Genomic DNA, 14,980 nt, shown 5'->3' on the forward strand with positions numbered 1-14,980 from the left:
CAACCGGCCGATGGCCAGCGCACCGACGGCGACCGCGCCGAGGGCCAGTGCGCCAACCGCTGATGCGCCGAGGCTGGCAGCGCCGAGGGCGGATCTCCTGCGGGCCGTCGCCGTGGTACCGCCGATCCCAGCGATCCGCGGGAGCGGGACTGACGACCCGCAGTGCCGACATGCCGTCATGACCCCATCGTGTACCAGGGGGATCGGCGCGGTAGGTACTTTCGACAGCCACCGGCAGCCCGTCGCAGAGACGGGTGGTAAAGATTGCTGTGCGCAAACCGAGGGTGACAAGTATTCGTGCTGGTGGAGCCGAGGGGACTCGAACCCCTAACCCCTGCCTTGCAAAGGCAGTGCTCTGCCAGTTGAGCTACGGCCCCGGGCGGGACGATGCCGTCCCGGGGATGGCAGTCCGGTCGACGCCCTACCGCAGGTCGGGTGCGGTGGTGGCCTCGTGCCAGAGGGCGCGCTCGTCGTTGGATTCCTTGACCTTCTTGTAGACGAGGGCCGCGACGCCCACCACGCCGACAACGAGCAGGATCTTCTTCAACATGGACGTATCCTCACGCTCGACGAGCCGTCGGACGGTATGAAGTGGGGCTAGATGGAATCGAACCATCGACCTCAGAGTTATCAGCTCTGCGCTCTAACCGACTGAGCTATAGCCCCCCGTTGCGACGAGCAAGGTTACCGTACCTCCGGCGCCGATCCCAACTCGGGGGCGGCGGTCCGCCGACCGAGCCGTCGTACCAGCTACGACGCAGACCGTACCGGAACGGCGAATGCCGGGGCCACCGCTTTGCGGCGCCCCGGCATCGACGAAGCTGCTGTCGACCGTTCAGTCACGCTCGGCGAGGGTCAACTCGACACCGCCGACAAGGTCGGCGCAGACGTTGTAGATGAACGCGCCGAGGGTGGCGAGTGCGGTGAACAGCACCACGTTCACCAGCCCGATCAGACCGGAGGTGAGGATCACGCCTTTGGCCGTGATCTGGAAGGTGTCGCCGGTGCCCTGCCCGCCACTCGCGCTGATCATGTCGGTCAACGTGCCGTTCACGCTGTCGAAGACACCCATCGCGTCGAGCGCCAGGTAGAGCACGGAGGTCGCGACGATCACCACGATGAACAACACCAGCGAGACCGCGAACGAGAACTTCATCACGGACCACGGGTCGATCCGCTTGAGGTTCAGCCGGGCCCGACGGGGACCACGCGAGGCGGCGGAGCTGACCGTACTGCGGGCGGCGCGGACCGCCTCGGTCACCCGGGCCGCACCGACCGCTCCGGCGCTACCGGGCGTACCCGGGCCCGGTGCGCCCGCGACACCGGTGCCCGCGGCTCCGGCAGTTCCGGTCGCGGTACGCGCCGCCGCGCCACCGAGGCCGAACCGGCCGGTGCCCGGGGTTGTCTGGGCACTCCCACCGGCCCTACCCGGCCGGAACGCGCTCTGCGGCGCACCGCCGGAGATCGGCTGGGTCGCCTCGGCGCCGGTGGCGGCACCCGGGGAACCCGGCCGGTCGGTCCGGCCGGGAATCCGCTCGGTACGGAGCGCCTCGCCGGGCTGCTCCAGCCGGCTCGTCGCGGTCGAATCGCTGTTGCCCGCCTGATCGGACCGGTTCACCTCGGAACTGCCTCGGGAAGCCGCAGCGGTCGCCGCCGGAGACGTCGCGGCAGTCGCGGCTTCCGTCGTGGCAGACGCCGGTTTTCCGCCCTCGGCCGCCCCGGCCGACGGTGTGGTCGACTCCTCGGGCAGCTGGTCGGGTGGCGGCGGCATGCCCGGCGCCCGGGTGAACTTGGGGGACGGCGTGTCGGCGCTGACCATCGCCCGGCCAACGGCCGCGCGGCCGGTCGCTGGTGCACCGCCCGCGGCGGCCTCCTCGTCGACCGGGTTGGTCGAGGTCCCCGCAGCCCCCGACTTCGCCTGTGTCTCCGTCATCAACTAGTCCTGTTCGTCAGGCTCGTCGGCATTGCGAGCAATCGCCACAATAGTCACGCCGTCTGGTAGGTCCATCAGTTTGACCCCCATTGTGTTCCGGTCACGCGTTCGGCGTACAGGCTTCACCGGAGTCCGGATCACGCCGCCGTTGCTGGTGATGGCAAACAGCTCGTCGTCCGGGCTGATGACAACCGCGCCGACCAGACCGCCGCGGCGCTCTGTGATCTTCGCGGTCAGCACCCCTTTACCTCCCCTACCCTGCACGGGGTACACCTCGATCGGGGTACGTTTCGCGTAACCCCCGTTCGTCGCCACGAGGACATCCAGGTCCATGCCCTCGCGGACCACCTCCATCGCCAACAGCACGTCGTCGTCGGTGAACCGCATCCCGATCACGCCGGAGGTGGCCCGGCCCATCGGCCGGAGCGCCTCGTCGGTGGCGTTGAACCGGATCGCCTGCGCCTTCTTGGACACCAGCAGGAGGTCGTCCCCGGGTCCCGCCAGCGCCGCTCCGACCAGCTCGTCCTCGTCGCGGAGGTTGATCGCGATGATGCCGCCGGAGCGGTTGGAATCGAACTCCTCCAACCTCGTCTTCTTCACCAGACCGTTCCTGGTGGCCAGGACCAGGTACGGCGCGACCTGGTAGTCCGGGATCTCGATCACCTGGGCGATCTGCTCGTCGGGCTGGAAGGCGAGCAGATTGGCCACGTGCTGGCCCCTCGCCACCCTACTGGCCTCCGGCAACTCGTACGCCTTGGCTCGGTAGACCCTCCCCTTATTGGTGAAGAAGAGCATCCAGTCGTGCGTGGAGCAGACGAAGAAGTTGCTGACGATATCGTCCTGACGCAGCGTCGCGCCACTGACCCCCTTGCCGCCCCGGCGCTGCGAGCGATAGAGGTCGACCTTGGTCCGCTTGGCGTACCCGGTCCGGGTGATGGTGACGACCACGTCCTCGCGGGCGATCAGGTCCTCCATCGAGACCTCGCCCTCGAAGGGCACGATCTTGGTCCGCCGTTCGTCGCCCCACTTGGCCACGATCTCGCCGAGCTCCTCGGAAATGATCTTCCGCTGCCGCTCCGGCTTGGCCAGGATGTCCTTGAGATCGGCGATCTCCAGCTCGATCTTGGCCAGCTCGTCGATGATCTTCTGACGCTCCAGCGCGGCGAGCCGGCGAAGCTGCATGTCCAGGATGGCGGTGGCCTGCACCTCGTCGATGTCGAGGAGCTGGATCAGGCCCTGCCGGGCCTCCTCCACCGTCGGCGAGCGCCGGATCAGCGCGATGACGTCGTCGAGTGCGTCCAGCGCCTTGACCAGACCCCGCAGGATGTGCGCCCGCTCCTCGGCCTTGCGCAACCGGTACGCCGTCCGCCGCCGGATCACGTCGATCTGGTGGCCCACGTAGTGCCGGATGAACTGGGCCAGGTTGAGCGTGCGCGGCACCCCGTCGACCAGGGCCAGCATGTTGGCGCCGAAGGTCTCCTGGAGCTGGGTGTGCTTGTAGAGGTTGTTCAGCACCACCTTCGCTACCGCGTCCCGCTTGAGCACCAGCACGATCCGCATACCGGTACGCCCGGAGGACTCGTCCCGGATGTCGGCGATCCCGGCGAGCTTGCCCTCCTTGATCAGCTCGGCGATCCGCTCGGCCAGGTTGTCGGGGTTGACCTGGTACGGCAGCTCGGTGACGACGAGGCTCGTCCGGCCCTTCTTGTCCTCCTCGACCTCCACCACCGCGCGCATCCGGATCGAGCCGCGCCCGGTCCGGTAGGCGTCCTGGATCGGGGTGGTCCCCACGATCAGTCCGTGGGTCGGGAAGTCCGGCCCCTTCACGATCCCGATCAGCGCGTCGAGCGTGGTGGCCTCGTCGTCGTCCGGGTGCTCCAGGCACCACTGCACCGCGTTGGCGATCTCCCGCAGGTTGTGCGGCGGGATCTTGGTGGCCATGCCGACCGCAATGCCCTCGGAACCGTTCACCAGCAGGTTGGGGATCCGGGACGGCAGGATGGTCGGCTCCTTGGCCCGGCCGTCGTAGTTGTCCTGGAAATCGACGGTGTCCTCGTCGATGTCCCGGAGCATCTCCATGGCAAGCGGGTCGAGCTTGCATTCGGTGTTGTGGCTGACGAACCCGTCGCTGACGAAGGAGTGGTCGTCGGTGTCGACCCGCAGGCTGTAGACCGGCTGTACGCCCGCGTCGGTCACGTCCGCAACCTCAGCGTAGTAAAACCGGCCGTCGACCAGCGGTTCGACGACGTCCAGTACCTCCTGGTCGGTGATTCGGGCCGCGATCTCGGCCCGGTCCCGCTCCCAGTGCTCGACCCGGTCGACGTTGTGCCGGCGCAGCCAGTCCCGCTCGGTCCAGCGCTGTGCGCCGTGCTCCCGGATGAAGTCGCCGACGTACGGCACGTGGTCGCCCGACAGCGCCGTGCTGGTGGACGGCATGCCGGCCAGCTCCGACTCAAGCTTGGCCTGCTTCCGGCCGAGGAAGCCGACCCGCTGCGCGAACAGCCGCGCGTCCCGGCGGTTGGTCACCACGACCTTGATCTCGCCGCTGTCGTACCGGTACTGCCGGCTGATCACGCCGAACTCCAGCAGCAGTTGCTGGACCTCGCGGGCCAGCCGCTCGCTCCGGGTCGAGTACGAGATCTGCATGGTGTTGCGCGGCAGCAACGAGGACGACCCGTCCCCCTCGAAGAGGGCCTGGAGGAACGCCCGCTTGACCTCCGCCGGCCCCTGCCAAACGAACTCCGGCACGAACTTCGCCGCGCTCCGCGCCCCGACCAGCTCGCCGAGCAGGCTGTCGCGCAGTTCGGTGAGATCCTGCACGTCGAGTTCGTGCAGCACATTGCCGGAGGCGATCACCCGCTCGGAGACGTAGCGGGGGCCGCCGACCGCAAGGTCGTAGGCGGCGAGCACCCGGACGAAGAACTCCCCGTCGACGTTGTTGAACCCGGCCCGCTCGGCCGAGACCCAGCCCTCGCTGACGAACGCGCCGGCCAGCACCGCCGCCTCGACGTGCTCCAGCATCGGGTAGCCGATCTCGTCCGGCACCGTACGCTGCAACACCACCCGGTCACCGGGGCGGACCTCGGCGAGCAGCTTCCAGAGCAGGGTCGGCACCCCGGCCACCTGCACCAGGCAGAGCACCGGGTGGTTGTGCGTACCGGTCAGCTCGTAGCCTTCACGGGTGCGCAGCCGCAACGTCGGGTGCTCGCCGGAGTGGAAGAACTTCGAGGCCCGGACCGGGTCGCCGTTGCGGTCCCGGACCTTGAGGTCAATGTCGGTCTCGGAGCTGGGCGCGGCATCGGGAACGATCTGGTCGATCCGGAGCGTGCCCTCGATGCCACGAACCCGGACATCTCCGGTCAGGCAGTAACGCATAGCCGCAGCCGGGTCATTTCCCGGCGAGCCGAAGTTGCCGTTGCCGTCGACCAGCGGGTAGCGCAGCGACCAGGTCTGGGCCATCCGGACCAGCGCGTCGTAGATCGCCGAGTCGCCGTGCGGGTGGAACTGACCCATCACGTCGCCGACCACCCGGGAGCACTTCACGTACCCCCGGTCGGGCCGGTAGCCGGAGTCGAACATGGCGTAGAGGATCTTCCGGTGTACGGGCTTCAACCCGTCCCGTACGTCCGGCAGCGCCCGCCCGACGATCACGCTCATCGCGTAGTCGAGGTAGGAGCGCTGCATCTCCACCTCGAGCCCGACCGGCTCGATCCGGTCGTGTTGAGCGACCGCGCTGGCGGCCGCCTCCTGCTCCGGCTCGTTAGCAGAGGACTCGGGAGTATCCGTCACTGTCAACCCTTATCAGACTCAAAGCCGCATTCCGCTGTGGATAACGGCTGTGGAAACCGTGGAAGCTGTGGATAACTGTGTGGAACGGCGGTCCCGGTCGGCCGTTCGGCCGGGTCGGAGATCTCGCCCCGGCCGAACGGCCAGCGTCGGGAGCCGCCGTACCGCCACTAGATGTCGAGGAACCGGACGTCCTTGGCGTTGCGCTGGATGAACGAGCGCCGTGCCTCCACGTCCTCGCCCATCAGGACGCTGAACAGTTCGTCGGCGGTCGCCGCGTCGTCCAGGGTGACCTGGCGGAGCGTACGGGTCGCCGGGTTCATCGTGGTCTCCCACAGCTCCGGGTAGTTCATCTCGCCCAGACCCTTGAACCGCTGGATGTCGTCCGGCTTGGCGTTCGGCTTCTTCTGCTGGCGCAGCGCGATCAGCCCGTCCCGCTCCCGGTCGGAGTAGGCGTACTGGGCGTCGTCGCCCTTGCGGTTCCACTTGATCTTGTAGAGCGGCGGTGCGGCCAGGTAGACGTGCCCCAGCTCGACCAGCGGCCGCATGAACCGGAACAGCAGGGTCAGCAGCAGGGTCTGGATGTGCTGCCCGTCGACGTCGGCATCGGCCATCAGCACGATCTTGTGATAGCGCAGCTTCTCGATGTCGAAGTCGTCGTGGATGCCGGTGCCGAGCGCGGTGATCAGCGCCTGGACCTCGTTGTTCTTCAGTACCCGGTCGATCCGGGCCTTCTCCACGTTGAGGATCTTGCCCCGGATCGGCAGGATCGCCTGGGTACGCGGATCCCGGCCCTGCTTCGCCGAGCCGCCCGCCGAGTCACCCTCGACGATGAACACCTCGGACTCGCGCGGGTCGGTGGACTGGCAGTCGGCCAGCTTGCCCGGCATCGAGCCCGACTCCAGCAGCGACTTGCGCCGGGCCAGCTTGCGGGCCTGCTGCGCCGCGATCCGGGCCCGGGCCGCCTGGGTCGCCTTGGTGATGATCAGCTTGACCTCGCCCGGGTTCCGGTCGAACCAGTCGACCAGCCACTCGTTGCAGACCCGCTGCACGAAGCTCTTCACCGGGGTGTTGCCGAGCTTGGTCTTGGTCTGCCCCTCGAACTGCGGGTTGGTCAGCTTGACCGAGATGATCGCCGCGAGCCCCTCCCGGATGTCCTCGCCGGAGAGCTTCTCGTCGCTCTTGAGCAGCTTCTTCTCCGCACCGTACCGGTTGACCACGCTGGTCAGTGCGGACCGGAAGCCCTCCTCGTGGGTGCCGCCCTCGTGCGTGTTGATGGTGTTGGCGAAGGTGTAGACCGACTCGCCGTACGACTCGTTCCACTGCATGGCGATCTCGACCGCCATGCCGTCCTCCTCCGCGCCGAACTCGACCACGGTCTTGTGGATCGGGTTCTTGGAGGCGTTGAGGTGCCGGACGAAGTCGGCGATGCCGCCCTTGTAGCAGAAGGTCACCTCGCGCGGCTTGCCGTCCTCCTCCCGCACCCGCTCGTCGCGGAGCTGGATGGTCAGCCCCCGGTTGAGGAAGGCCATCTCCTGGAGCCGCCGGTAGATGGTCTCGAAGGAGAAGTCGACGGTCTCGAAGACGTCCGCGTCGGGCCAGAAAGAAACCGCCGAACCGCTGGTGTTGGTGGTCTCGCCCTTCTCCAGCGGTGATGGCTTGGAGTTGGTGTAGCTCTGCCGCCAGACGTAGCCGTCCTTGTGGATCTCGACGAACATCCGGGTGGAGAGCGCGTTGACCACCGAGACGCCGACGCCGTGCAGGCCGCCGGAGACCGCGTACGCCTTGCCGTCGAACTTGCCGCCCGCGTGCAGCACGGTCAGCGCCACCTCGACACCCGGCTTCTTCAGCTTCGGGTGCAGGTCGACCGGGAAACCCCGCCCGTTGTCGGTGACCCGGACGCCGCCGTCGGCGAGCAGCACCACCTCGATGGTGTCGCAGTAGCCGGCCATCGCCTCGTCCACGGCGTTGTCCACGACCTCCTGGACAAGGTGGTGCAGACCGCGCTCACCGGTCGATCCGATGTACATACCGGGCCGCTTGCGAACGGCCTCCAGGCCCTCCAGAACGGTGATCGACTCGGCGCCGTACTCCTGCTTCTTCTGCGCTGCCACCTTGGCCACTTTCTCGCGCGGTCCGCGCCGTGCGGCGCGGAAGCGCGGGTTTGGTGGGCGGCCCACGACAGGCGCGCGGGCCGGCACCACGAGGAATTCCGGGTACGGTCGAACGCGCCGGTCGCCGCGGCTGCCCACGGATCGCGATCGGCTCGGACCCGGTGCGGTGCTGGCCGGACCACCCCGGGCCCGGTCTCCGCTCCACACCGTGTCGTCGTCTCGCCGTCAATCTTACTGTGCCCAGATGACATATTGGGTATGCGGCACCCCTGCGCGGCGCCCTGAGAACCTCGTAGGCGGCCGTACCCCCTCGCCTACGACTCCCCCCACACGCCTGAGATCGAATCGTGGGCCGTTTCCGGCATCGTCGTACCGTCGCCGGCCGACACCGCTCAGCCTGGTCGTCCCCGCCCAACCGGGGGCATGCCGGACCGGACGTTCGGCGCACCGGCGACCGGGGGTCGCGCGGAGGGTGAGCGGTGCCGTAACTTGGCGACGCCGGAAGTAAGCTCCGTGGCCGGGATGCCCGGTAAGCGCATCGGACGGTCCCAACGACCGGTTTCGTCAGGTGCATGGAGAGGTGACGCCCGATGGGGCTGGACAACGTCGCGGTGCGCTGGCCGCGGACCGGCCGCTTCTACGACCCGGTCGCCCCGGCCGAGTTCGTCGACTTCGGCGAGCTGGCCGACTCGCCCGAGGTGGCCGCCCCGACCGCGGCCCTCGCCGGATACATCGCCAAGAACGGTTCGGTCCGGGCGACCGCCTACACCGAACTGGTCGACCTGCTGCTCGGGCTGGACGGGGTGCTCTACGCCACCGAGGCCGCCGCCGAGGACGAGGATCCGGTGATCGACCCGGACGGCTGCGCCTGGATCGCCGGCGGCCTGGAGCGCTTCGTGGACGGGCACCGGGAGTACGGCGACTCGGTGACCTTCGACACGGTCAGCGCCGTACTGCGGGCCGCGCTGGCCGGCGGTCGCCTGGCCGAACAGCAACTGCGCTGGCTGGACAGCCGACTCGACGCGCTGCGCGACGAGTCCGGTGCGCCGCCGCAGTGGAGCTTCTCCCGCTCCGAGCTGGGCGTGCTGGCCGGTTTCTACCGCCGGTGCGCCGAACGCGGCTTCGCCGTCTACGCCGACTCCTGACGGACGCCTCCGGCGTCCGCCTGGACCGCCTCCGCCTGGACCGCCTCCGGCACGGGCTCCGACTCCGGTAAGGGAGCGCCGGACGGCGGCGGGGCTGAGCACGGCTGGGCTGGCGGAGCGTTCGGTCCGTCGTCGACTCCGGGCGTCCGACCGACCTCCCCTCCTCCGAATGGGTACGCCCCTATTGGCCCGAATCGTCGATTGTATGGCGGTACGGCGTGACGCGGCTCATCGCCCCCTGCACGGCGGGGTGAAGCAGAAGTCAGACTTGCCCGTCGCCCGGAGAGTCACGTCTTGGTGACATAGGGCCACGGCGTCAGGACGTACCGCGTTCGCCGCCGACCAACGGGGAGGGTTCGCGGCCTTGCGTACGACGTTCGGGGCGCTGCGCCATCGGAACTACCGGATCTGGGCCGGTGCCGGCTTCGTCTCGGTGATCGGCACCTGGATGCAGGTGCTCGGAGTCAACTGGTACGTCCTCCAGCAGACCGGCTCGGCCACCTCCATGGGGCTGGCCGTACTGCTCCAGGCGCTGCCCACCCTGCTGCTCAGCGGCTGGGGCGGCGCGCTGGCGGACCGGCTGCCCGCCCGACCGCTGCTGGTCGCCACCCAGGTCGGGCACGCCGGACTCGCCGCCGGGCTGGCCGCGGTGGCCTGGTCGGATGCGCCGCAGATGTCGACGATCTTTCTGATCTCGCTGGTCAGCGGCGTGCTCTCGGCGATCGAGGGACCGGTGATGGGGCGGTACGGCTCGACCATGGTCGACCGGGAGACCCTCGGCAACGCCCTGGCGCTGGGTTCGCTGACCAACTCCGCCGGGCGGATCCTCGGAATGAGCGTCGGCGCGGTCGTGGTGGCCGCCACCGGGCCGGCGATGCTGTTCGTGATCAACTCCGTCAGCTTCGCCGCGGTGGTCGCCGGGCTGCTCGCCGTACGCCAGCGGGAGTTGCACCAGCCGGAGGCCGCCGCCGCGGGAGGCGGCGGCGACCGGCACGGCGTACGCGCCGGGCTGCGCTACCTCTGCCGGCAGCCGGTCGTGCTGACCGCCCTCGCGCTCGCCTTCGTACTCGGCAGCCTGGGCCGCAACTACCAGGTCACCATGGCGGCGATGAGCGCCGGCCCGCTCGGCGGCGGAGCCGGCGGCTACGGGCTGCTCTCCACGGTCTTCGCGGTCGGCACGGTCCTCGGCGCGCTGGCCGCCGCCCGCAGGCGCGACCTCAGCTACCGGCTCCTGGTCGGTGCCGGGGTGGCCGCCAGCGTGTTGCAGGCGGTCGCCGGGCTGGCCCCCGGGATCTGGACCTTCGCCGTCGCAATCCTGCCGATCGCCGCCGCTGCGGTGATCATCGACACCACCGTCGGCACCCGGGCCCAGCTCGACACCGACGGCGCCATGCGGGGCCGGGTGCTGGCCGCCATCGCGGTGACCGGTTCGGTCGCCGCCGCCGTGGGCGCGCCGGTCCTCGGCTGGCTCTCCGAGCACGCCGGACCCCGGCAGACCCTGGTCCTCGCCGGTTGCGTCGGCCTGCTCGCCTCGGTCTGGGCCGGCCTGGCACTGGCCCGCCGCGAATCGGCGCCCGCCCGGCCCGCACCGCGCCGGCTCGCGCTGCCGGCCGCCCGCTCCGCCGCCGGCCGGCGCCGGCTCGCGGTCAGCCGGTTCGCCCGGCGCGTGCCGTCGGTCCGGCTCAGCCGTACGTATCCCGAGGGCCACGTCCTCGCACCCGCCGCGGACCTCGCGACCAGGACGGTGCCGTCGGGCCGTGCACGTGCAGCCGACGAACCACGCCGTGCCCGACCACGGCGGCGATCCGCCGCAGCAGCGAGCCGGCAAGCAGCCGGAGCTGCGTCGCCCACGCCGTGGACTCCGCCTCGACCGTGAGTTCGCCGTTCTCCAGCTTCACCGGGCGGCTGTGCTGGGCCACGTCCGGCCCGACCACCCGCTCCCAGGCGCCGAAGACGGTCGCCTCGGCGGCCGGCTGCTGCCAGCCCCGAGCCTTCACCAGCCGGGCCAGCACCGCACCGAACAGCTGCGGATCGCGGGGGTCCGGCCCGGGGCCGGAGTAGCCGCGCGGCCGGCGCCGCTGCCCGCCGGGTCGACCGGCGGTCGAGCCGGCACCGCCGGGCCCGCCTGCCGCGCCGTCGGCCGCCGACTCCGCGTCCAGGTCGGCTCCGCCAGAGGTACGCCGACGCGGGCCGGGCGCTCTCCGTTTCGCGAGCGCCGCGTCGAGAACCGCCCTGGCCAACGCCGGACCGGCAAGTTCACCGTCTCCGGCCTGCGCCGCGTCTGGTGGCGGTGTCGGCTCGGCCGGGGTGGCCGGGGTGGGGGTGGCCGGGTCGGCGGTGGAACGCGCCGCCGGCCTGCCGCGGACCCGGCCGCTGCCGTCACCGGAGCCGCGCGGTTCCGGGGCCGGACGTGGGGTCCGTGGATCAGTCGGCACGGGACACCTGCCCATCGGAGACCTCGTAGCGGGCGCCCCGCAGGGCCTGCGGCACGTCGTCGGCGACCGCGCAGGTGACCAGGAGCTGGCTCGCTCCGGCGACCAGTTCGGCGAGGCGTTCCCGGCGGCCGCTGTCCAGCTCGGCGAAGACGTCGTCCAGCACGAGTACCGGCTCGACGCCGTCGGCGCGGAGCAGGTCGTAGGCGGCGAGCCGGAGCGCCAGCGCGTACGACCAGGATTCGCCGTGGCTCGCGTACCCCCGGGCCGGCAGGGTGCCGAGCGTCAGGGTCAGCTCGTCGCGGTGCGGCCCGACCAGGGTCATGCCACGGTCGATCTCGGCCGGCCGGGACTCGGCGAGCGCGGCCGACAGGGCCCCCTCCAGCGCCGACCGGTCCGGCACCGGGTCGGGCAGCTCCACCGACGGGCGGTACGCGATCGACGCCGCGCCCCGCCCGGCAGCCACCGCGTCGTACGCCTTGGTCACGTGCGGGCCGAGCGCGGCGACCAGTTCCAGCCGCCCGGCCAGCAGCTCCGCCCCGTGCCGGGCCAGGTGGGTGTCCCAGACCGCCAGGGTCGACAGGTCACCGCCGCCCTCGGCCGGCCGCTCGGCGTCGGCGCGGGCGGCCTTGCCCCGCCCACCGGCGGTCTTCCGGGCCAGATAGGCGGTACGCAGCAGCGCGTTGCGCTGTTTCACCACCCGCTCGTAGTCGGCGCGGACCGCGGCGTACCGGGGCATCCGGGTGACCAGCAGGTCGTCGAGGTAACGCCGCCGCTCGGCCGGGTCGCCCCGGACCAGTTCCAGGTCCTCCGGGGCGAAGAGCACCAGCCGCAGCGCGCCGAGCACGTCCCGGGCCCGGCGGGCGGGCGAGCGGTTCAACCGGGCCCGGTTGGCCCGACCCGGGGCGATCTCCAGCTCGACCAGCAGCTCCCGGCCGTCGTGCACGATCGCGCACCTGAGCACCGCGACCGCGGCGCCGGCCCGAACCAGCGGGGCGTCGGTGGCGACCCGGTGGCTGGCCAGCGTCGCCACGTAGCCGAGCGCCTCGACGAGGTTGGTCTTACCCACCCCGTTCGGGCCGACGAGCACGTTCCCACCCGGCTCCAGATCGACCCCGACCCGCTCGTACGAGCGGAAGTCGACCAGTTCGAGCCGGCGGACGTACACCGGTCAGTGCTTGCGGACCGCGTGCCCGCCGAACTGCTGGCGCAGTGCGGAGACGGCCTTCAGCGCGGGCGAGTCGTCCTGGCGGGAGGCGAACCGGGCGAAGAGCGAGGCGGCGATCACGTTCAGCGGCACGGCGAGCCGGACCGCCTCGTCCACCGTCCAGCGCCCCTCCCCGGTGTCCTCGGTGTAGTCGCTGAGCTGGGACAGCTCCGGGTCCTCGTCGAGGGCCCGGTCGAGCAGGTCGAGCAGCCACGACCGGACCACGGTGCCGTCCCGCCAGGACTTGAACACGCCCGGCACGTTGGTCACCAGTTCGGAGGCGGTGAGCAGCTCGTAGCCCTCGGCGTAGGCGTGCATCAGGCCGTACTCGATGCCGTTGTGCACCATCTTGGCGTAGTGCCCGGCGCCGACCGGCCCGGCGTGCACGAAGCCGAACTCACCCTCCGGCTTGAGCGCGTCGAAGATCGGCATCAGCCGCCCGACGTGCTGCTCGTCACCGCCGGCCATCAGGCCGTAGCCGTTCTCCCGCCCCCAGATGCCGCCGGAGACGCCGACGTCGATGTAACCGATGCCGTGCCGGTCGAGCTTCTCCGCCCGGGGCAGGTCGTCGCTGAACCGGGAGTTTCCGCCGTCGATGACGATGTCTCCGGCGGAGAGGACCTCGATCAGCCCGTCGACGGTCGGCTCGGTGTACTGCACCGGCACCATCACCCAGACCGCCCGGGGCGCGGCCAGCTTCTCGGCCAGTTCGGCCAGGCTGGCCACGTCGGACAGCGCCGGGTTCTGGTCGTAGCCGATTACCTCGTGCCCGGCGGCGCGCAGTCGCTCGCGCATGTTGCCGCCCATCCGGCCGAGGCCCACCAGGCCGAGTTGCATGAACTTTCCTTCCAGAACCGGTGCGATCAGCGGGTGACCCGGATCGGCATGATCAGATAGCGGTAGCCGGGAATGATCTCTCCGTCCTCGGTGGAGGGCGAGATCACCGCAGGCTTGAAGGCGTCGACGAAGGAGAAGACCGCCAGCGCCGAGCCAAGGTTCTGGAGTCCGTCGATCAGGTACTGCGGGTTGAAGCCGATGGTGAGCGGCTCGCCGGTGAAGGTGGCGTCCATCGCCTCGCTGGCCCGGGCCTCCTCGGTGCTGCCGGCCTCGACGACCAGGCCGTCCGAGCTGAAGTTGAGCAGTACCGGCGTGGTCCGGCCGCCGACCAGCGACACCCGCTTGACGACCTCGACGAGCGCGGCGACCGAGACCCTGGCCTCCGCGTTGGAACTGGCCGGGAAGAGCGAGCGCACCGGCGGGTAGTTGGCGCCGTCCAGCAGCCGGCTGGTGGTCCGGCGGGTGCCGCCGGCGAACCCGATCAGGCCCTCGCCGGCCGCGCCCTGGGAGAGCGCCATCGTGACGTCGCCGCCGAGCGGCCCGAGGGCCTTGGCGGTGTCGTGCAGGGTCCGGGCCGGGACCAGCGCGTTGATGCTGACCTCCGGGTCGTCCGGCCGCCAGTCGATCTCGCGCAGCGCCAGCCGGTAGCGGTCGGTGGCGAGCATCGACAGGGTCGAACCGTTCAGCTCGATGCGTACGCCGGTCATCATCGGCAGCGTCTCGTCCCGGCCGGCGGCGATCGCGACCTGGCCCACCGCGGCGGCGAAGGTGGCCGCGTCGATGGTGCCGGCGCTGCCCGGCATCTCCGGCAGGGTCGGGTAGTCCTCGACCGGCATCGTCGGCAGGGTGAACCGGGCGCTGCCGCAGACCAGCTCCAGATGGGCCCCGGCGGCGGCGATGTCCACCGGCTTCGCCGGCAGTGCCTTGGTGATCTCCGCCAGCAGCCGGCCGGAAACCAGGGCCGCGCCCTCCGCCTCGCTCTGCACGTCGACGGTCACCTGGCTGGACACCTCGTAGTCGAAGCCCGAGACGTGCAGCCCGCCCTCACCGACCCGGAGCAGTACGCCGGCCAGCACCGGCACCGAGGGACGGTTGGGCAGACTCTTCGCGGTCCACGCCACGGCGTCGGCGAGCGCGTCGCGCTCCACGCGGAACTTCATGCCATGCCTCCGGATCGACGTCAGCGACAACTGTCTCATGCCGGCGGTCGCCTTCCGGCCCCGCCAACCGTGCGGCCCTGCATCGCACCTTAGGGCCCGGCCACATCGGCTGTGCGCCCGACCCCGGTACTTCGGCAGATCTTGACCCATGGGTACGACGGATCAAAAAGAGTCCACAGCATGCCCAACGCCGGTGATTGGTTTTTGTTCTCTTGAAGAGATAACTCAATCGTCTTCATCGGTGCTGTGCAAACTGTGGAGGGGTCGCCTTTACGCAGCTCAGCGGCTTCTCCACCGGTGTGCGAGGTGTGGACAACCGGGGTCGAAACCGGGCTCGCGATCCACAGCCACCGCCGTCGGCGGGGT

General features: G+C 70.4%; 9 protein-coding genes, 2 tRNA genes and 1 pseudogene. 2 read left to right on the forward strand and 10 right to left on the reverse strand.

The genetic code is table 11. The annotated features are described in order from the left end of the window. Positions 1–301: 301 nt before the first annotated feature. The 6 genes from ACQEVC_RS08795 to gyrB all read right to left on the reverse strand — a co-directional run bounded on the left by ACQEVC_RS08795 (position 302) and on the right by gyrB (position 7,833). Positions 302–377: transfer RNA gene (locus ACQEVC_RS08795), tRNA-Ala, on the reverse strand. A gap of 44 nt (positions 378–421) precedes the next feature. Continuing rightward, positions 422–550, reverse strand: a complete 129-nt coding sequence (locus ACQEVC_RS08800) for a DLW-39 family protein (protein WP_225945452.1) — start codon at positions 548–550, stop codon at positions 422–424. Positions 551–592: 42 nt separating this feature from the next. Next, a tRNA-Ile gene (locus tag ACQEVC_RS08805) sits at positions 593–666 on the reverse strand. A 169-nt stretch (positions 667–835) separates the two neighbouring features. Continuing rightward, complete coding sequence (locus ACQEVC_RS08810; RefSeq protein ID WP_432874965.1) at positions 836–1,933, reverse strand: DUF3566 domain-containing protein; 1,098 nt, start codon at positions 1,931–1,933, stop codon at positions 836–838. Between the two features lie 3 nt (positions 1,934–1,936). Next, on the reverse strand, positions 1,937–5,722 hold the full coding sequence (gene gyrA, locus ACQEVC_RS08815; protein ID WP_432874968.1) for an intein-containing DNA gyrase subunit A: 3,786 nt from the start codon (positions 5,720–5,722) through the stop codon (positions 1,937–1,939). Between the two features lie 167 nt (positions 5,723–5,889). Further along, positions 5,890–7,833, reverse strand: a complete 1,944-nt coding sequence (gyrB, locus tag ACQEVC_RS08820; protein WP_318399794.1) for a DNA topoisomerase (ATP-hydrolyzing) subunit B — start codon at positions 7,831–7,833, stop codon at positions 5,890–5,892. A gap of 590 nt (positions 7,834–8,423) precedes the next feature. Between gyrB and ACQEVC_RS08825 the strand changes: the two genes are divergently transcribed. Together ACQEVC_RS08825 and ACQEVC_RS08830 are read left to right on the forward strand one after the other, a co-directional pair. Next, positions 8,424–8,978, forward strand: a complete 555-nt coding sequence (locus ACQEVC_RS08825; protein ID WP_346261110.1) for a hypothetical protein — start codon at positions 8,424–8,426, stop codon at positions 8,976–8,978. A gap of 364 nt (positions 8,979–9,342) precedes the next feature. Then, a pseudogene (locus ACQEVC_RS08830) lies at positions 9,343–10,530 on the forward strand (MFS transporter); the annotation flags it as partial. A 130-nt stretch (positions 10,531–10,660) separates the two neighbouring features. Here ACQEVC_RS08830 and ACQEVC_RS08835 read toward each other — a convergent pair. Genes ACQEVC_RS08835 through dnaN form a run of 4 tightly spaced genes read right to left on the reverse strand, consistent with a single transcriptional unit; the run spans position 10,661 to position 14,614 of the window. Next, positions 10,661–11,413, reverse strand: a complete 753-nt coding sequence (locus ACQEVC_RS08835; RefSeq protein ID WP_432874972.1) for a DUF721 domain-containing protein — start codon at positions 11,411–11,413, stop codon at positions 10,661–10,663. After that, on the reverse strand, positions 11,403–12,578 hold the full coding sequence (gene recF / locus ACQEVC_RS08840) for a DNA replication/repair protein RecF (protein ID WP_432874978.1): 1,176 nt from the start codon (positions 12,576–12,578) through the stop codon (positions 11,403–11,405). The genes ACQEVC_RS08835 and recF overlap by 11 nt, the downstream gene beginning before the upstream one ends. A 3-nt stretch (positions 12,579–12,581) precedes the next feature. Beyond that, positions 12,582–13,454: a phosphogluconate dehydrogenase (NAD(+)-dependent, decarboxylating) gene (gnd, locus tag ACQEVC_RS08845; protein WP_432874981.1), complete on the reverse strand. Its 873-nt coding sequence runs from the start codon at positions 13,452–13,454 to the stop codon at positions 12,582–12,584. A 26-nt stretch (positions 13,455–13,480) separates the two neighbouring features. After that, positions 13,481–14,614 (reverse strand): DNA polymerase III subunit beta, encoded by a 1,134-nt coding sequence (gene dnaN, locus ACQEVC_RS08850; RefSeq protein ID WP_432874984.1) that lies wholly within the window; start codon positions 14,612–14,614, stop codon positions 13,481–13,483. Positions 14,615–14,980 lie beyond the last annotated feature (366 nt).

It is taken from the genome of Plantactinospora sp. CA-294935 (genome assembly GCF_050936445.1).
In the GTDB taxonomy this organism is placed as follows: Bacteria; Actinomycetota; Actinomycetes; order Mycobacteriales; family Micromonosporaceae; genus Plantactinospora.

Bases quoted from the DNA above. Each gene is read 5' to 3' on its own strand.
- ACQEVC_RS08800 (WP_225945452.1), bottom strand. From the start codon at position 550: ATGTTGAAGAAGATCCTGCTCGTTGTCGGCGTGGTGGGCGTCGCGGCC.
- ACQEVC_RS08810 (WP_432874965.1), bottom strand. From the start codon at position 1,933: ATGACGGAGACACAGGCGAAGTCGGGGGCTGCGGGGACCTCGACCAAC.
- ACQEVC_RS08825 (WP_346261110.1), top strand. From the start codon at position 8,424: ATGGGGCTGGACAACGTCGCGGTGCGCTGGCCGCGGACCGGCCGCTTC.
- gnd (WP_432874981.1), bottom strand. From the start codon at position 13,454: ATGCAACTCGGCCTGGTGGGCCTCGGCCGGATGGGCGGCAACATGCGC.
- dnaN (WP_432874984.1), bottom strand. From the start codon at position 14,614: ATGAAGTTCCGCGTGGAGCGCGACGCGCTCGCCGACGCCGTGGCGTGG.